This window comes from Pantoea sp. XY16 (assembly GCF_025153065.1).
Lineage (GTDB): Bacteria > Pseudomonadota > Gammaproteobacteria > Enterobacterales > Enterobacteriaceae > Pantoea > Pantoea alfalfae.
In genome coordinates this window covers 324,198-341,870 of the sequence record NZ_JANZNP010000005.1, presented here as the reverse complement: position 1 = coordinate 341,870, position 17,673 = coordinate 324,198, and the positions used below count along the sequence as shown (strand labels likewise).

Below are 17,673 nucleotides of genomic sequence, written 5' to 3'. Positions count from 1 at the left end.
AAACTAGCGGCGGTTTTTCCACACGGTCTGCACGTTACAGAATTCGTGCACACCAAAGTGTGACAGCTCACGACCATAGCCACTTTTCTTGACGCCACCAATGGTAACGCGCGGATCGGACGCGCCGTTGCCATTAATAAACACGGCACCGACTTCCAGCTGCAGTGCCAGCCGATCAGCAGTTTCTTCGTTACCGCTCCAGACGGTAGCACTGAGGCCAAATTCGCTGTCATTGGCAATCTCCAGCGCATGCTGAGGATCCCGTGCTACGGCAATGGCCGCGACCGGACCAAACAGCTCCTGCCTGAACGCGGTCATGGTGCTGGTAACATCAGCGAGAATGGTTGGCGCATAGTAGTTACCCTGCCCTGCCACCTTCTCGCCACCCAGCACCAGACGCGCACCTTCACGTAGTGTTGCTTTCACCTGTCCATCCAGTTCATCGCGCAGATCGGCGCGTGCCATCGGACCCAGAAAAGTGCTTTCATCCAGCGGATCGCCCATGGTGAGTGCCTGGACCGCGGCAGTGAAGCGTTTTTCAAATTCTTCAGCGATTGGAGCTTCAACAATAAAGCGTTTGGCAGCCATACACACCTGCCCGGTATTCTGGAAACGTCCAATAACGGCAGATTTAACCGCTTCATCAAGATCGGCATCCGCCAGCACGATAAAGGGATCGGATCCACCCAGTTCCAGTACCGTTTTCTTGAGCGCTGCACCTGCCTGAGCCGCGATGGCTGCACCTGCCCGTACGCTGCCGGTAACCGCGACGGCAGCAATGCGGTCATCTTTAATCGCGACGGAGACACCGTCGTTGTCGACGTTTATCAGGTTAAAGCTGCCAGCAGGCAGATCGGTTGCCCTGAACAGTTCAGCCATCAGTGTGGCGCTTCCCATGACGTTAGGCGCGTGTTTAAGCAGATAGGTGTTGCCTGCCAGCAACATACTGACTGCGCCCCGCAGAACCTGCCACAGGGGGAAATTCCATGGCATGACAGCCAGGATCACCCCAATGGGACGGAATCGCTGCCACGCATCGGTAATCTGAGTGGGCTGATCGGCCAGCATTGCCGGGCCATATTCTGCATACCAGTCGCACAAATTTGCACATTTCAGTACTTCAGCGCGAGCCTGTGCAATGGGTTTACCCATTTCCAGCGTAATCATGCGAGAAAGATCCTGTTCTCTCAGACGGATCTGTTCGCCGAGCTGACGTAATACGCGCACCCGGTCACTCATATTGCTGTGCTGCCATGCTGCAAAAGCGGAAGTGCTTTCTGTCAGTGTCTGTTCCAGTTCGGTGCTGTTCTGCAGAGGATAGCGTGCCAGAATTTCACCTGTTGCCGGGTTACGTGATAGAGCATGTTCAGTCATGGTGCTGTATTCCTCATTCGTTCAGTAATTGAGAAACGATACACGCTGTAGTTAATGATGAAAAATGAATAATAGTGAGGAAGTTGTTTATCGATTGAGAATGTCAGAATTGCACAGGCGATGTTCAGGAAGTGTGAAGGGGTTGCGAAGATGGGGCTATTACGCAACCTGTCTGTGAGTCTGAAAATCATACCTGCCAGTCAGTTATCCACTTATACACTGACCCGATCCTAAAAAACGATCCTTAATAGATCATAGAGAGATCCTAAGAGATCCCCGATCGTCGCAGGCCGCACCCCGCAAGGGCTCAAAGGGTGATCGCGTTCACTATAATCAGTAAAGTGTTCACTGTAATCAGTACTTTATTCACTGTACCAGGTAGAATGTTCACTGTAAACAGTGCTAATGTTCACTGTAGTCAGAAAACGATCCCTTTCATCCACAGAATGAAGATCCTAAGCCATGGCAGATAAAGACAACGAAAACAAAGCGTTACTTGAACCTTTTCTGTCAGTGACCAAAAACAGTGGCGAAGTTATTCAGCTTCATCCCAACAAGAATAATACCGTTCAGCCGGTGGCATTGATGCGTCTTGGACTGTTCGTGCCGACGCTGAAATCAACCGCACGTGGTAAATCCGGCGCTATGGCATCAACGGATGCGACGAAAGAGCTGAAGAATCTGACGCTGGTGAAAGCGGAAGGCTACGAAAAGATTACCATTACCGGCGCACGGCTGGATATGGATAACGATTTCAAAACCTGGGCAGGCATTATTCAGTCCTTTTCGCGCTATCCGACCAAAGGCGATACCGTCACACTGCCGTTTATCGACTTTGTGAAGATGTGCGGCATTCCCTCTGCCAACTCGTCTGCCGCGCTGCGTAAGCGCCTGGATGCCTCTCTGCGCCGCATTGCGACCAATACGCTCTCATTTGAAGGCAACGGCAAGGCGTATCATACCCACCTTGTTCAGTCTGCTTATTATGACCGTGAAAAAGATATTGTGCGGATTCAGGCCGACCCTAAGTTGTTCGAACTCTACAACTTCGACCACAAGGTGCTGCTTCAGCTCCGGGCAATCTCCCGCCTCAAGCGTAAAGAGTCTGCACAGGCGCTCTACACCTTCCTTGAGAGCCTGCCGACCAATCCGGCACCGATATCGTTGGCACGCTTGCGTATGCGTCTTAATCTCGGCTCAAAGACCACCACGCAGAATCATGTGGTGCGGCGTGCGATGGAGCAACTGAAAGAGATTGGTTATCTGGATTATTCAGAAGTGAAGCGTGGCCGCTCAGTCTTTTTCATTATTCATAGCCGCACACCTAAACTTGATGGCATCGGTAATCTGGAGAGCATCGATTCACTGGATGAGATTGAGTTTGAGGATTAATTCCTGACGTTCACTGTAATCAGCATTTCTGCGTGGCAGTGTCACTTTTATCGTGGCCGGTGACATTGCATCCTTCCTCTCACATTCACTGTAATCAGTACTCCACTTCTGTTCACTGCAATCAGTAACGTTCACTGTAATCAGTAAAACGGGCACGTTTTAAATCATGTCCTCCTCCCCTCTTTTCCTGTCGTGCTTTGCCATAAGGTTTAAGAAGTAAGTGTGTGCTTACATACTAATCGATTAGTTCCTTCCAGAATCGGCTTTGCTGATTACAGTGAACGTTCTGATTCAGGCAGGACAGCGCCTCTTTTTGCTGATTCCCGTTGAGCAGCTTACTGATTACAGTGAATGTCAGTACTCATGTTCATCACGGCTGACGTGCGTCCTGTATGGAGGGCTTTAACTTATCATTACTGCAAGCGTGACACTGTTACTGATTACAGTGAATGTTTGCCGACTGGCATCGTCGTAGCACCGACGTGCTGCGTATTCCCCTGTCGGTTACTCATTACAGTGAATGTTGTAGCGCGGAGCTGTCTTCTCCACGATTAAACTCAGGAATGCTGCTTTACTGATTACAGTGAATACTTTGCTGAATATAGTGAATGTTAGCTTAAATTTGACGCAACGCTTTGCTGTTTCTACTGTTTATAGTGAATATTTGTGGGATAGCAGTGATGACATAATCAAGTGCAGGTGTTGATGTCTGCTGGCCTGAGCGTTACCAGAAGCAATGTCCACGGAGGTATCCATTTCCGAATCGCAGCCTTACTATCCTCAATTCCGGTCGAACTGAACTGACGCTTCTGCTGATTACAGTGAATGTACGGTGGCAAGGTTCCTTTTCTACTGATTATAGTGAATGTTCGCTATCCCCTGGGTTACTGATTACAGTGAACGTTATCGTACAGACTTTTACATCCCCGCTGATCCATTGGGGCTCCCGGACTGCAGTTGTCTGTTATCTCATCAGCTTCCGATGCTTTAATGAACCAGACAGAATTTACCCGCTCCCCACCCCTGACTACAGTGAACGTTTATTCGGTTCAGCTTCCTGTCCTGCTATTTCATGCGCAACTTTACTGATTACAGTGAACGTGATTTCTGCATGGGTATTTGAAATGACCCTACTGATTACAGTGAACGTTTGGCTCGTTCAGCGCCAGGCATCAGCCCGGCTTTACCGCATGGGCTTTTGAATGCGGTTTGTCTTTTGCACCACTACCATAAGTCCTCCGGTAAGCCACCTGATACAGAACTGACTTTACTGATTACAGTGAACATTCAGACGCATCAATGCGCTTTGTACAATCCATTTTCCCTGCTCACTCTGCGGATCGATTTCTACTGATTACAGTGAATGTTCTGCTGATTATAGTGAACGCTGTTCGCATTTGAATTGCGTAAATTGGCAGGCCAGAAGTAATAGTGTGATGAACCGCAACAAAAACCGTGGTGTTACATAAAAACGAAGATTATGTGGAAAAGATAATTTATTGCCTCACGTGCAGGAATTCTGTATAAAGTCATAAATCCTACATGTTTGGAGCAACGATGGCTAACGATGACAAGCAGGTGATGAAAGTTGCACAGCGTTCTGAACGCATGCTACTAAGCCTTACCGATCAGATTCAGGCGCAAAAGCAGGAATTGCATGAAAATACGTACTATCAGGTTTACGCCAAAGCGGCGTTAGCAAAGTTGCCCAAACTGACACGAGCCAGCGTTGATTATGCTGTAAATGAGATGGAAGAAAGTGGTTATCAGTTTGATAAACGTGCGGCCGGATCTTCTGTTAAATATGCGATGTCGATTCAGAACATTATCGATATCTATCATCATCGAGGCGTGCCGAAATATCGCGATCGCCACAGTGATGCTTACACCATTTTTGTTGGTAATCTGAAGGGCGGCGTGTCTAAAACGGTTTCTACCGTTTCGCTGGCTCATGCACTTCGTGCCCATCCTCATCTGCTGTTTGAAGATTTACGTATTTTAGTGATTGACCTTGATCCACAGTCCTCAGCAACCATGTTTTTAAACCATGAACGTTCAGTAGGGCTGGTGGAAGCGACAGCGGCACAGGCAATGCTGCAGAATGTCACCCGTGATGAGCTTGTGAACGAATTTATCGTTCCGTCGATTATTCCGGGTGTCGATGTGCTGCCTGCCTCAATTGATGACGCCTTTATCGCCTCAAGCTGGGACCAGCTTTGCGCTGAACATTTGCCGCAGCAAAATGTTCATGCCGTGCTGTATGACAACGTCATTGCCAAACTGAAGAAAGATTATGACTTTATCTTTATCGACAGCGGCCCGCATCTTGATGCTTTCCTGAAGAACGCCATTGCGGCCTCTGATCTGCTGATGACGCCGGTACCACCGGCTCAGGTCGACTTTCATTCCACGCTTAAATACCTGACGCGTCTGCCGGAACTGATTGCGATCATTGAGGATTCCGGCGCCACCTGTCGCCTGCAGGGCAACATTGGCTTCATGTCTAAGCTATCGAATAAAGCAGACCATAAGCTCTGTCATAGCCTGGCAAAAGAGATTTTTGGTGGTGACATGCTTGATGCAGCCCTTCCCCGCCTTGATGGCTTCGAACGTTGCGGCGAATCCTTTGATACGGTCATCTCCGCAAATCCTTCGACTTATGTCGGCAGCAGTGAAGCGTTGAAAAATGCAAGATCTGCTGCAGAGGACTTTGCAAAAGCCGTCTTTGACCGTATCGAATTTATTCGCCTGAACTGAGGTTTGTATGAGCGCAAAAAGAATCACGATTGGCAGAACCTTCAGCCAGACTCCGCTGGAAAATGAGACGCCAGATAGTCAGCATAATCAGACATTCGTTCTGGCTACGGGCAAGCGCGCCCTGTTTCGTTTTGAACGCATTCCCGCCAGTGATGTTGAAAACAAGACATTCGTCACAATGGAAACCAATGGTCGCGATCAGGCCGGGCTGACACCCGATTCACTGCGGGATATTATCCGCACCATTAAGCTTCAGCAGTTCTTCCCGGCCATTGGCGTAATGCGCGATGACCGCATTGAGATTCTTGACGGTTCACGTCGGCGTGCGGCTGCGCTTTACTGCAAAACCGGGCTGGACGTACTGGTCACTGATGCCGCTATTACTGCCGATGAAGCCCGCAGACTGGCGCAGGATATTCAGACGGCACGCGAACACAATCTGCGGGAAGTAGGAATGCGCCTGCTGGCGTTAAAAGATGGTGGTCTGTCGCAAAAAGAGATCGCTGAAAATCAGGGATTATCGCAGGCGAAGGTCACACGTGCTCTTCAGGCAGCCAGCGTTCCGTCCGATTTGATTTCACTTTTCCCTAATCATGCTGAGCTGACTTATCCTGATTACAAAGCGCTGTTACAGGCGGCTGACAAATTGAGTGAATCTGGGCAAAGCGTTGAAGCTCTGATTAATTCTATCTCGCGGGAGATAGATGTGGTTTGCGCCCGCGAAGGGCTTGCCGAGGATGAGCTGAAAAATCACATTCTGCGTCTGATTCGACAGGGTAGCCAGACGTTGATGAAAGAGCCTGAGAAAGATAAAACACAGGCGACTGCGCTCTGGTCTTTTGCTGATAAAGATCGTTTTGCACGTAAGAAGGTACGCGGTCGGATGTTCAGCTATGAATTTAACCGGCAGTCGAAAGAGTTGCAGGAAGAGCTGGATAAAGTCATTGCTGAGACCCTGAAGAAATATCTCAATCGTTGATTTACATGCATCCAAAAAAGCCAGCGTCTGACGCTGGCTTTTTTATTGCCCGATTAACTCAATATGCTGGAAGATGCATAAAACCCGAATTTCAGACTGAAATCGCCAGGTTTTCAATAGTAATTTTAAATGTAAATAACTGAATTTATTGAAATTATATAAGCTGGTATTTAATCTGATTCCTGTGAAATCGCCATTACCCTGAAACATGTCGCCAGCGTTACTGGCAGCCTTTGAATCCATGAATTGCCTGTAATGGCAAAAGCGGATTCAAATTCTGTTGTCACCCCTAAAGGGTTCTGATGCTGCCTGTGCGTATTCAGCCATCACGAATTGCAAGCAAAGATTTTCAGGTGCTGGTTCATTAGTGACCAGTTACTTCTCACCAGACCTTAGTTCCTGCGCAACTGCTTCATATCGGCTGATGCTTTCTCTGCAAGCCCTTTTACAGCTATGCTATCCGCCAGCGAAATTTAACCATTAACTCACTGTTTATAATGGGAAATAACTATAAATTTCAGCCTGAAATCGCCACGCAACCTGCTAAAAATCATCCTGGTTACCGCTTATAACTGCTTTATTGAGATCTTAATTGCAGTGCAGCCTGCTAACAGCAAAGGCATCTTCTCAGAGTGAAAAAAGATACTCAGAAAATATCCCTCACTTATCCACAGAAAAAGTGGATAACTTTCTCATCCGGCTAAAATTATTTTTCTGTTGATGCGAACGACATGAGCAGGATTGGACGTGATCGCGCCAGCTATCTGAAATCGGCTACTTCAGACAGATTCACTGTATTGAGTAAACCCGATGAAAGCATGTGCTCAACGGTAGAAATAGATAACCGTGCCACTCAGGAAAGGGACATGACCTACCGGAAAGCTGTTTACAGTGAATGGGGAGTCAAAGAGGATGATCGGCATAGATAAATGGCTGGCGAATCCATGAGAACCTGTTGATGCGCAGCCAGCGTTGATCACGGCAATCGTCACATTGCCTGCGGAATGCGTACGATGAAGGCGATAACAGGATAGGTATCTGGTGCGGTAAAAACGATACAAAACCGGGCCAGGCCCGGTTTTGCTATGAATCAGGCTTCAAGCCAGGCTGTTATTTGCCTGACCATCGCATCGGCAGAGATGCCATAACGGTCATGCAACGTCGGTAAAGCGCCTGCAGCCAGGAATGCGTCCGGCAGGGCAATCTGCTTAAAGCGTGGCGTCACATGATTCCGCATTAGCAGACCCGCAATTGCCTCGCCTAACCCGCCCGTGATTGAATGATTCTCTGCTGTAATAACCAGCTGGTTATGATGCAGCGCTTCCCCTGCTTCTCGCAGGATGGTCTCTTCATCCAGAGGCTTAATCACAGGAGAGTGAACTACACCAACCTCAATGCCCTGCTTTTCCAGCACCTCAGCGGCTTCAAGTGCCCGCATGGTCATTAATCCGCTGCTGATAATAACTGCATCTTTGCCCGCTCGCAGACGCTGAGCCTTACCGTGCTTATAGCGATAATCATATTTATTCAGTACCAGCGGAACCTTACCGCGCAACAGGCGCAGGTAAACCGGCCCCTGATGTTCGGCAATCGCCGGGATGACCTGGCTAATCTCCAGCGCATCGCAGGGATCGATGATTGTCAGGTTTGGCATACCCCGAAAAATAGCCAGATCGTCAGTCGCCTGATGGCTTGGCCCATAGCCGGTGGTCAGGCCCGGTAGCGCACAGGCGATTTTTACGTTCAGATTCTCTTCGGCGATGGCCATGCAGATAAAATCATAGGCGCGGCGGGAAGCAAATACAGCATAGGTGGTGACAAAAGGCATAAAGCCCTCGCGTGCCATGCCCGCTGCGGCACTCATCAGTAACTGTTCCGCCATTCCCATCTGGTAAAAGCGCTGCGGAAAAGCTTCTGCAAACAGGTGCAGATCGGTGTATTTACTTAAATCTGCTGTCAGGCCCACCACATCTGAGCGCTGCTCTGCCAGAGCGACAAGAGCATGCCCGAAGGGAGCAGAAACCGTGGGCTGACCCTCAGCAGCAATCGAGGCGATCATGGCGGAAGTGGTCAGCCGTTTTTTTTGCGGTTGTGAACTCATATCAGACTCCTTGCTCAAGTGCGGTCAGGGCTTTGTCCCACTCATCGGCATCAACACGGATGAAGTGGGTTTTCTCCCGGCTCTCAAGAAACGGCACGCCTTTACCCATTCGGGTATCGCAGATGATGACGCGCGGCTGCGGTTCAGGCCAACTGCGTGCTGCGTCAAAGGCATTCTGCAAAGCAGCAATATCGTTGCCATCAACGCGCTGGGTATACCAGCCAAAAGCCTGCCAGCGGTCCACTATCGGTTCGAACGCGAGAATCTCGCTGCTGTGACCGTCGGCCTGCTGATTGTTGACGTCGATAATGGCGATCAGGTTATCAAGCTGCCAGTGTGAGGCTGACATGGCCGCTTCCCATGTTGAACCTTCATTCAGCTCGCCATCAGAAAGCAGGTTATAGATTCGCGCCTGTGAGCCTTTTTGCTTTAGCCCCAGACAGGCACCCACGGCAATACCTAGTCCCTGACCTAATGAACCACCGGTGATCTCCATGCCTGGGGTATAGGCGGCCATGCCGGACATCGGCAGGCGGCTCTCATCGGTGCCATAGGTTTCCCGTTCCTTCTCCGGTATGACGCCCGCTTCCAGCAGCGCGGCATAAAGCGCAATGGCGTAGTGACCAATCGACAGGTAGAAGCGATCGCGCTCTTCCCACTCAGGCTCATCGGCGCGGTAATTCATAGCGTGAAAATAGCTGACAGCGAGTAAATCGGCTGCACCCAGTGCCTGACCGATATAGCCCTGTCCCTGAATCTGCCCCATTAATAAGGCATGACGGCGAATATTCATGGCACGCTGCGGTAATGAGAGCGTGTGTGAACTGTGATGAGAGTCAGTCATATAACCTCCAGATTAACGATTAACATCCGCAGCCCGAATGCGCAGTACGCATAGCGCACCACCCAGCAGAACGGCAGCAATAAAATACATTCCCGACGCGGGGGAACCGGTTGCAGTGGTGATTGAGCCAATCAGCCACGGCGAGAAAAAACCGGCCAGATTGGCAATGCAGTTCACCGCAGCGATGCCTGCGGCAGCAGAGACGCCACCCAGCAGGTTGGTCGGCAGCATCCAGAACAGCGATGAGGCGGAAAGAATGCCCGCAGCGGCAATACAGAGGGAGAGTAATGACAGGGAGACGTTATGGCTGAGCAGCGTTGCCAGCGTGAGTCCGGAGAGGCCGACCAGCATCGGAACAATCAGATGCCAGCGACGTTCACGATGACGATCGCCACTGCGTCCGGCCAGTAGCATAAAGATAATGGCGCACAGGTAAGGCAGACTGGTCAGTAATCCGATATGCAGAGGCTCGCTGACGCCTGAATTTTTTACCAGCGTCGGTAGCCAGAACGTTAATGCATACTGGCCCATCACCACACAGAAATAGATCAGCGCCAGCAGCCACAGACGACGGTCAGCAATAAAGGCTCTCACCGTGCCATGACAGGCTTTCTGCTGATTATCTTCGTCGAGATCGGCACGCACCCGGCGTTTTTCATCGTCATCCAGCCACTCTGCCTGTTCCACCCGATCCTTCAGAACCAGCAGCACGACAAATCCCATAACAAGGGTAGGGATAGCTTCCAGCATAAACATCCATTGCCAGCCCGCCCATCCGTGAAAGCCTGAGAAGGTCGCCATGATCCAGCCAGAGAGTGGGCCGCCAATCATCCCGGAAAGTGGGATCGCGACAAACCACAAAACCGTCATGCGAGCGCGACGGTGAGAGGGAAACCAGTAGGTCAGGTAGAGCAGTAAACCGGGTGCAAGTCCGGCCTCTGCCACACCAAGAAGAAAGCGCAGCAGGTAGAACTGCCATGCGGTTTCAACAAAGGCGAAAAGAGCTGAGATAACACCCCAGGTAATCATAATGCGGGCAATCCAGCGACGTGCACCGACCCGATGCAGAATCAGATTACTGGGCACTTCAAAAAAGAAGTAACCGATGAAAAAGATCCCGGCACCCAGTCCGTAGACCGTTTCGCTGAGTGACAAATCATCCATCATCTGTAATTTTGCGAAGCCAACGTTTACACGATCAAGATAAGCGCAGAGATAACAGAGCATCAGCCAGGGCATCAGTCGCCAGGCAATTTTGCGATAGGTGATATCGCGCGCAGCAGAGGCTGCGCTCAGATTAAGCGTGGTCATGGTGTTCACTCCCGAAGTTAGCCCGCAAGGCGTGCGGGCGGGGCAGGGCGCTGATTAATGGATCAGCATGCCGCCATTCACATCCAGCGTGATGCCGGTGAGATAACCGGAGAGATCGCTGGCGAGGAAGAGCGCCGCATTCGCGACGTCGCTGGCGGTTCCGAGGCGGCCGAGAGGTATGCCGTCGAGAATGGCATGGCGGCGTTCATCCTGTAACAGGCCTCCGGTGATATCGGTCTGGATAAGACCGGGCGTGAGGGCATTGATACGAATCTGGTCCGGGCCGAATTCGCGCGCCATCGCTTTTGTCAGGCCAAGCACGCCTGCTTTCGCTGCGCTGTAGTGCGGGCCGCCGAAAATGCCGCCGCCACGCTGAGCTGATACAGATGACAGACAGACAATACTGCCGCTTTTTTGCTGCTGCATCGTTGGGATAACCGCCTGAGACATCAGAAGCGTACCGCGCAGATTGACATCCAGAATGCGGTTGTAATCTTCGATGCCGATTTCCAGTGTTTTAACCGGCTGAGTGATCCCGGCATTGTTGACCAGCACATCAATACGGCCGTAGTGCTCAAGTACCTGATCGATAGCACGATGAACAGAAAGCGGATCGGTCACATCGGTGGCCAGGCCGAGATGCCCGTCGCCACACGAAAGCGCGCTGGCCTGGGCCGCCTGTAAATCTAAATCGAGTATCACCACGCGCGCGCCATGCTGAGCAAAACAGGCGGCTGTGGCTCGTCCAATGCCGCGCTGAGAAGCGGCACCCGTGATAATCGCAACTTTGTTTTCAAGTAACATTATCCACTCCAGAAGAATAATTATTAGTGGTTCGGTATCGCTACCGGCAGGGTCACAATCAGAATTGATAAAGCGATTAATATTGGCAATGCAGAAAAATTCATTTGATGCTGAATGAATTTGTTGGTTTGATGCAGTTAACAAATCTGCGATTTAAAAATGGGCACACATCACATAATTTCTGTGTGGAGAGGCGGATGGAAAAGCAGCCGGAGCACTTACCTTCAATTAAATCACTGCGGGTTTTTGAGCAGGTGGCCCATTTTGGTAATGTCGCGCGGGCGGCTGAAGAATTAAATATTACCCCCTCGGCAGCCAGTCATCAGCTGGCTAAACTGGAGCGGGAACTGGGCTGTATTCTGTTTAATCGTTCGGCAAAAGGCGTAGCGCTCACGCTGTCGGGAGAACATTACCTCAGGGAGATCGGCCCGATATTGCTGGGCCTGGCGCAGGCCACGGCGCGCATCAGTAATGAGAAAGCGCGCAGTAACCTCAGGATCCACTGCGCACCCAGCTTCGGTCTGCTCTGGCTGTTGCCACGCATCCATAAGTTCCGCAACAGCTATCCAGAGTTTCAGCTTACCCTCTCCTGCTCATATGAAAATCTCTCTTTCAGCCGGGACAATATTGATATTGCGATACGTCACGGCTTCCCGGACTGGAACGCGTTTGAGATTAAAACTCTCCGCCATGAAAAAATGTCGGTGCTGGCCTCACCGGCATATCTGAAACAGCATCCTGTCAGTCAGGCCGCGGATTTGATGCATCACGCGCTGATATTATCGGAGTCACCGCTTATTCAATGGCCGCAGTGGTTTGCGTCGCAGCAACTTCCTCAGCCGGATAAGGAGTGGTTATTTCGCTTTGACCGCTCTTATATGAGTCTTGAGGCAGCAATGTTAGGCCACGGTCTGATTTTTGAGAGTGAGTTGCTGGCAGAGGATTATCTGCGCAGCGGGAAACTGGTCAGAGTGCTGACTGAGCAGCATAGCCTGCCCGTCAGCGCCCACCATCTGGTCTATCCGCGTGGATTTGCGCAGTTTCCTCGTGTTGCACATTTCCTGAGCTGGATACAGGAAGAACTCAGAACGTTAAGCTGATGTTAAAATAAATTCCGCCCCGTCACTATGACGCGGGTTTATTTCTGCTGGTAATTATTCATACCTTAAAAGTCGCATTGCCAAAGCTAACTTTTAAATACCGTCTACACTTCTTTACCCAATCGGTAAATATGTTCCATTTCTATTCCGTATGAAATTTAATCAAACGGATGTTTAACTTCTTAATGGCAGGAATATTATGAGTACAAATACACCAGACGCTGGGGAAGCGGGCGATCACGCGCCTGCGGATACGGTACGCCAGCGCATTTTTTTAGTGGTGCTGGTTGCCACCATGGGCGCGCTGGCTTTTGGCTATGACACCGGAATTATCTCGGGTGCATTACCTTACATGACTTCACCACCTGACCAGGGGGGGCTTGGACTGAACTCATTCACGGAAGGGCTTGTTGCCTCTTCGCTGGTGTTCGGTGCCGCTATCGGCTCTTTCCTCAGTGGTTTCTTCTCGGACCGTTTTGGCCGCCGTATTACCCTTCGCACCCTGGCGGTCATTTTTGTACTGGGTTCGCTCGGTACGGCACTGGCACCTTCCGTCAATGTGATGGTGGCCATGCGCTTCCTGCTGGGCATCGCTGTCGGCGGTGGCTCATCAACCGTGCCGGTGTTTATTGCGGAAATTGCCGGGCCACGTCTTCGTGCGCCGCTGGTAAGCCGCAATGAGCTGATGATTGTCACCGGACAGCTCATCGCCTATGTCGCCAGTACGCTTCTGAGCTATCTCCTGCATGATGAGCATCTGTGGCGCTACATGCTGGCCATTGCAATGGTGCCTGGTTTTCTGCTGTTTGTTGGCACGTTCTTCGTTCCGGCATCGCCACACTGGCTGGTGGCTGAAGGGCGTCTGAAAGAGGCAAAAAAGATTCTGAAGTATCTGCGTGAAACGCCACGTGAAGTACGTCATGAAATGGCGCAGATGAAGAAGCAGGCGAAGGCAGCTGAACGCGGGCCGGATGCGAAAACCCTGATTCGTGAGAAATGGGTTATCCGCCTGATGATTATTGGTGTCGGTCTCGGCTTTGTCGCGCAGTTTACCGGTGTTAATGGTTTCATGTATTACACGCCGATCATCCTGAAGTCGACCGGCCTGGGCACCAGCGCCTCCATTGCTGCGACTATCGGTAACGGTGTGGTTTCTGTTCTGGCGACCTTTGTCGGTATCTGGGCGATTAGCCGTTTCCCGCGTCGTACCATGCTTATTACCGGTCTGTGTCTGGTGATTACGGCACAGATCCTGTTGGGCAGCGTGATGACCTTTATGAGTTCGAGCCTGATGCAGAGTTATCTCGCCCTGGGCTGTATTCTGCTGTTCCTGTTCTGCATGCAGATGTGCATCTCGCCGGTCTACTGGCTGATGATGTCCGAGCTGTTCCCGATGCAGTTGCGTGGTGTGTTAACCGGTGGCGCAGTTTCATTACAGTGGATTTTCAATGCTGTGGTCGCGTTCGGCTTCCCACCGATCATGGAATATGCCGGCAGCACGACCTTCTTTATCTTTGCCGCGATTAACGTTGGCTCGCTAATTTTCGTGATGGCGATGGTGCCCGAGACCCGCGGTAAAAGTCTGGAAGAGATTGAGTCACACATGAAAGAGAAGTTTGGTGAAAAGCCGAAGGAGGCTGAAGCCTGTTAACCCCTCTACCGGATTCGGCCCGTCGGCTGAATCCGGTTTCCTCCCTTATCTGTACTCCCTCACGTCGTATCCCTTTCTGTCAGTTAAGCAGGCGTCATTCACTGTAATCAGCACAGTTCTGGAGATGGTTTCCGGACATCGCTGGCGATTTCAGGCTGAAATCGCCAGAATCTGGCTTAACCCTCAGATGTCGCTGACGGTTGAAACAGCCGTTTAAGCGAACCATGACCGTTGACAAAGATTGAATCTGGCTCTGCGCTATACTCACTTTTCATCTGCTCCGCATGCTGACCGGGATGCACCATGAACATATCAAACTCTGTGGCAGTGGTGGCTGCTCTGCTGATTGCCACGCCATTGCATGCTGAAAATGCGCCGGTTTCATCCTGGTGGAATGCGTTCACTGACGATGTTGCACAAACCTGGAATGCGCCTCAGCACACCGATCTCTACCTGCCGTTTATTAGCTGGCACGCTCGCTTCATGTATGACAAAGAAAAAACCGATAACTATAACGAAAATCCCTGGGGCGGTGGTCTGGGGGTTTCCCGCTATAGCGACAGCGGCAACTGGAGTGCACTTTACGCGATGGCATTTAAAGATTCGCACAATGAGTGGCAGCCTATTATCGGTTATGGCTGGGAGAAGGGATGGTATCCAGGCTCCGGTCAGGACTTCCGGCTCGGTGCCGGATTAACAGCGGGTATCACCGCGCGTGATGACTTTGGCAACTACATTCCGCTGCCGATTATTTTGCCGCTGTTCTCTGCGGGTTACAAAGCGGTGAACGTCCAGTTCACTTACATTCCCGGCACCTACAATAATGGCAATGTGCTGTTCGCGTGGTTTCGCTTAGCCTTTTAATTTTTCAGGAAAGGATTTATGGCCCGGAAGTTTAAAACTGCCACGCGCAGACTCTGGCGTTCAATGCTTATCGTGGGTTTGCTGTTATTGCTGCTACTGATTATTCGCATCTATGAGGCGGAACGTGGCCCGGAATTACATCGCTGGCACACCTGGATTCCACATGAGCTGACAGTTGAACAGCTCGATAAAGCCGGTTACACCGATTATCTTAACGCTGAACATCATCTGTTTGATGAGATGAAGCACCAGGTCACTGACAAACTGGATGCGGATGAGAAAACTCCGCTCAACCGATATTTCTCCGGCAGCATGATCTATCCGGGCCATTTCACCCAGGACTGGAACCGTTCCTATATTCTGCAACCAGAGGGCAGGCCGCGCGGTGCTGTGGTGCTGTTACATGGTCTGACCGACAGTCCTTACAGTCTGCGTCATATCGCAGAAACCTATCGCCAGCAGGGTTATGTGGCCGTAGCGATAAGGTTACCGGGTCACGGGACGGTGCCTGCTGGCCTGACTGATGTTGACTGGCAGGACTGGATGGCGGCTACACGCTTAGCGGTGCGCGAAGCAACCCGTCTGGCGGGCACTCAGACGCCGCTGCATCTGGTGGGATTCTCTAACGGTGGGGCGCTGGCGGTAAAATATGCGCTCGACAGTCTGGGCGACGCCACGTTGCGTCGTCCGCAGCAGCTGATTCTGTTATCACCGATGATCGGTGTCACCCGTTTTGCGCGGTTTGCCGGGATTGCCGGATTGCCCTCTGTTTTCCCGGCCTTCTCGAAAACAGCCTGGCTGAATATCGTGCCGGAGTTTAATCCGTTTAAATATAACTCTTTTCCGGTGCACGCTGCCCGGCAGACCTATTTGCTGACGCAGGCGCTGCAGAAAGAGATCCAGCACTACGCGCGTAATCAGCAGCTCTCAGGTTTCCCGCCCGTGCTGACCTTTCAGTCGGTGATGGATTCCACCGTCAGTACGCCGTCGGTCATCCGCTCGCTCTATAACTATCTGCCAGTGAACGGCAGCGAACTGGTGCTGTTCGATATCAATCAGGCGGTCAGCGTCAGCCCGTTATTCCGCCACTCCTCTTACACGGCAGTTAACCAGCTCTTACCCGCGGCCCGTCGGCATTATTCCTCCACGGTGATAACCAATGCTGCCGCCACGTCGCTGGAAATGGTGACCAAAAGCGTGCCTGCCGGTGAGATTCAGGAGCGGATTCAGCCACTGGCCATCAACTATCCGGCCGGGCTTTACTCGCTGTCGCACGTGGCGATCCCGTTCCCGGCTGAGGATGGTCTTTACGGCAGTGCGCCTGTGAACAAAAATGAGTTTGGTATCAGTTTTGGTACGTTGTCACTGCGCGGCGAGAGTGCAGTGCTGATTGTGGGGCTGGACTCGATTATGCGCGCGACCTCTAACCCGTTTTACCCTTACATGATTAACCGAATCGATCACCACATCGGTTGCAGTGATAAGCCGCAACTGGCCACCTGCCTCAGCAGTTTCTGAATCAATAAAGCCACAGGCCCGCAACATGCGGGCCTGTGATTATATCGCGTTCAGCTTTTCCATTACCTCATCCGACAGTTGCAGGCTGCCACTGGCCAGATTCTCTTTGAGGTGTTGAGATGAGGAAGTGCCGGGAATCAACAGAATATTGGGCGAGCGCCTCAGCAGCCAGGCCAGCGCGACCTGCATCGGGGTCGCATTCAGTGACGCAGCAACATCATTGAGCCGATCCGACTGTAATGGGGAGAAGCCGCCGAGCGGAAAAAACGGCACATAAGCGATGCCCTGCTGCGCCAGCTGATCCACTAGCCCGTCATCCTGTCGATGCGCCAGGTTATACATATTCTGCACGCAGACAATGGGCGTCATCGCCTGGGCTTCGGCAATTTGCGTGGCAGTGACGTTGCTCAGGCCAATATGCCGAATCAGCCCGCGCGTCTGTAACGCCAGCAGCGACTCCAGCTGGGGTGCCAGAGAACCCTCTTTGGGCTTCGCCGGATGCAGCATACTGCGCAGGTTCACCACTTCAATCACGTCCAGCCCCAGATTGCGCAGGTTATCTTCCACCGCCTGAGTCAGCGCTTCAGGTTCCATCGCCGCCAGCCAGCCGCCTTTTGCATCGCGGCGTGCACCCACCTTGGTCACAATTGTCAGATTCTGCGGATAAGGATGGAGCGCCTTTTTGATTAACTGATTGGTTTCGTGCGGGCCATAAAAGTCGCTGGTGTCGATATGATTAACACCTGCCGCAATGGCGTCGCGTAAAACCTGAATTGCCTTTGCTTCATCTTTTACCGGCCCGAATACGCCTGGCCCGGCCAGCTGCATTGCGCCGTAGCCGAGACGGTTAACTTCACGATCGCCTAACGGATAAGTCATGGTGATGTCTGACATGAAAACCTCCTGCGTGAATGTAGATCAATTGTAACGGTGATTTAGCTGTGCAACTATCCGGTGAAATCAGGACAGACTGTACGG

General features: G+C 51.5%; 13 protein-coding genes. 7 read left to right on the top strand and 6 right to left on the bottom strand.

All coding sequences use genetic code 11. The features are described 5' to 3' along the window. Positions 1 to 3: 3 nt before the first annotated feature. The gene (locus N1689_RS09380; protein ID WP_260058678.1) at positions 4 to 1,374 is read right to left on the bottom strand and encodes an aldehyde dehydrogenase family protein; all 1,371 of its coding nucleotides are present in this window, start codon (positions 1,372 to 1,374) and stop codon (positions 4 to 6) included. Between the two features lie 462 nt (positions 1,375 to 1,836). Here N1689_RS09380 and N1689_RS09375 point away from each other — a divergent pair, with 462 nt between their 5' ends. From N1689_RS09375 to N1689_RS09365, 3 genes are all read left to right on the top strand, one after another. Beyond that, positions 1,837 to 2,766, top strand: a complete 930-nt coding sequence (locus N1689_RS09375; RefSeq protein WP_003855845.1) for a RepB family plasmid replication initiator protein — start codon at positions 1,837 to 1,839, stop codon at positions 2,764 to 2,766. Positions 2,767 to 4,323: 1,557 nt separating this feature from the next. Beyond that, positions 4,324 to 5,523 (top strand): AAA family ATPase, encoded by a 1,200-nt coding sequence (locus N1689_RS09370; protein ID WP_033735792.1) that lies wholly within the window; start codon positions 4,324 to 4,326, stop codon positions 5,521 to 5,523. A gap of 7 nt (positions 5,524 to 5,530) precedes the next feature. Next, on the top strand, positions 5,531 to 6,502 hold the full coding sequence (locus N1689_RS09365) for a ParB family protein (RefSeq protein WP_161736379.1): 972 nt from the start codon (positions 5,531 to 5,533) through the stop codon (positions 6,500 to 6,502). 1,090 nt (positions 6,503 to 7,592) lie between these two features. On the opposite strand, the gene N1689_RS09360 is transcribed toward N1689_RS09365, so the two are convergent. The 4 genes from N1689_RS09360 to N1689_RS09345 are packed head-to-tail and all read right to left on the bottom strand — an operon-like array spanning position 7,593 to position 11,562. After that, the gene (locus N1689_RS09360; RefSeq protein ID WP_260058675.1) at positions 7,593 to 8,603 is read right to left on the bottom strand and encodes a transketolase family protein; all 1,011 of its coding nucleotides are present in this window, start codon (positions 8,601 to 8,603) and stop codon (positions 7,593 to 7,595) included. Between the two features lies 1 nt (position 8,604). Then, positions 8,605 to 9,447, bottom strand: coding sequence for a transketolase (locus N1689_RS09355; protein ID WP_260058673.1), 843 nt, complete (start codon positions 9,445 to 9,447; stop codon positions 8,605 to 8,607). A gap of 12 nt (positions 9,448 to 9,459) precedes the next feature. After that, on the bottom strand, positions 9,460 to 10,758 hold the full coding sequence (locus N1689_RS09350) for an MFS transporter (protein WP_161736870.1): 1,299 nt from the start codon (positions 10,756 to 10,758) through the stop codon (positions 9,460 to 9,462). 54 nt (positions 10,759 to 10,812) lie between these two features. Further along, positions 10,813 to 11,562 carry an SDR family NAD(P)-dependent oxidoreductase gene (locus tag N1689_RS09345; RefSeq protein WP_161736871.1) on the bottom strand — a complete coding sequence of 250 codons (750 nt, stop codon included), beginning with the start codon at positions 11,560 to 11,562 and terminating at the stop codon, positions 10,813 to 10,815. 197 nt (positions 11,563 to 11,759) lie between these two features. On the opposite strand from N1689_RS09345, the gene N1689_RS09340 reads away from it, so the two are divergent. The 4 genes from N1689_RS09340 to N1689_RS09325 all read left to right on the top strand — a co-directional run bounded on the left by N1689_RS09340 (position 11,760) and on the right by N1689_RS09325 (position 16,695). Further along, complete coding sequence (locus N1689_RS09340; RefSeq protein ID WP_161736872.1) at positions 11,760 to 12,662, top strand: LysR substrate-binding domain-containing protein; 903 nt, start codon at positions 11,760 to 11,762, stop codon at positions 12,660 to 12,662. A 199-nt stretch (positions 12,663 to 12,861) separates the two neighbouring features. Then, positions 12,862 to 14,313, top strand: coding sequence for a sugar porter family MFS transporter (locus N1689_RS09335; protein ID WP_161736873.1), 1,452 nt, complete (start codon positions 12,862 to 12,864; stop codon positions 14,311 to 14,313). A gap of 303 nt (positions 14,314 to 14,616) precedes the next feature. Beyond that, positions 14,617 to 15,177: a lipid IV(A) palmitoyltransferase PagP gene (pagP, locus tag N1689_RS09330; protein WP_222925633.1), complete on the top strand. Its 561-nt coding sequence runs from the start codon at positions 14,617 to 14,619 to the stop codon at positions 15,175 to 15,177. An 18-nt stretch (positions 15,178 to 15,195) separates the two neighbouring features. Then, on the top strand, positions 15,196 to 16,695 hold the full coding sequence (locus N1689_RS09325) for a carboxylesterase (protein WP_222925632.1): 1,500 nt from the start codon (positions 15,196 to 15,198) through the stop codon (positions 16,693 to 16,695). A 39-nt stretch (positions 16,696 to 16,734) separates the two neighbouring features. On the opposite strand, the gene N1689_RS09320 is transcribed toward N1689_RS09325, so the two are convergent. Then, on the bottom strand, positions 16,735 to 17,589 hold the full coding sequence (locus N1689_RS09320; RefSeq protein WP_253417902.1) for an aldo/keto reductase family oxidoreductase: 855 nt from the start codon (positions 17,587 to 17,589) through the stop codon (positions 16,735 to 16,737). Between the last annotated feature and the right edge of the window lie 84 nt (positions 17,590 to 17,673).

Coding starts and splice junctions, on each gene's coding strand:
- N1689_RS09340 (WP_161736872.1), top strand. CDS start 11,760: ATGGAAAAGCAGCCGGAGCACTTACCTTCAATTAAATCACTGCGGGTT.
- N1689_RS09365 (WP_161736379.1), top strand. CDS start 5,531: ATGAGCGCAAAAAGAATCACGATTGGCAGAACCTTCAGCCAGACTCCG.
- N1689_RS09320 (WP_253417902.1), bottom strand. CDS start 17,589: ATGTCAGACATCACCATGACTTATCCGTTAGGCGATCGTGAAGTTAAC.
- N1689_RS09360 (WP_260058675.1), bottom strand. CDS start 8,603: ATGAGTTCACAACCGCAAAAAAAACGGCTGACCACTTCCGCCATGATC.
- N1689_RS09370 (WP_033735792.1), top strand. CDS start 4,324: ATGGCTAACGATGACAAGCAGGTGATGAAAGTTGCACAGCGTTCTGAA.
- N1689_RS09335 (WP_161736873.1), top strand. CDS start 12,862: ATGAGTACAAATACACCAGACGCTGGGGAAGCGGGCGATCACGCGCCT.
- N1689_RS09380 (WP_260058678.1), bottom strand. CDS start 1,374: ATGACTGAACATGCTCTATCACGTAACCCGGCAACAGGTGAAATTCTG.
- N1689_RS09325 (WP_222925632.1), top strand. CDS start 15,196: ATGGCCCGGAAGTTTAAAACTGCCACGCGCAGACTCTGGCGTTCAATG.
- N1689_RS09355 (WP_260058673.1), bottom strand. CDS start 9,447: ATGACTGACTCTCATCACAGTTCACACACGCTCTCATTACCGCAGCGT.
- N1689_RS09350 (WP_161736870.1), bottom strand. CDS start 10,758: ATGACCACGCTTAATCTGAGCGCAGCCTCTGCTGCGCGCGATATCACC.
- pagP (WP_222925633.1), top strand. CDS start 14,617: ATGAACATATCAAACTCTGTGGCAGTGGTGGCTGCTCTGCTGATTGCC.
- N1689_RS09345 (WP_161736871.1), bottom strand. CDS start 11,562: ATGTTACTTGAAAACAAAGTTGCGATTATCACGGGTGCCGCTTCTCAG.
- N1689_RS09375 (WP_003855845.1), top strand. CDS start 1,837: ATGGCAGATAAAGACAACGAAAACAAAGCGTTACTTGAACCTTTTCTG.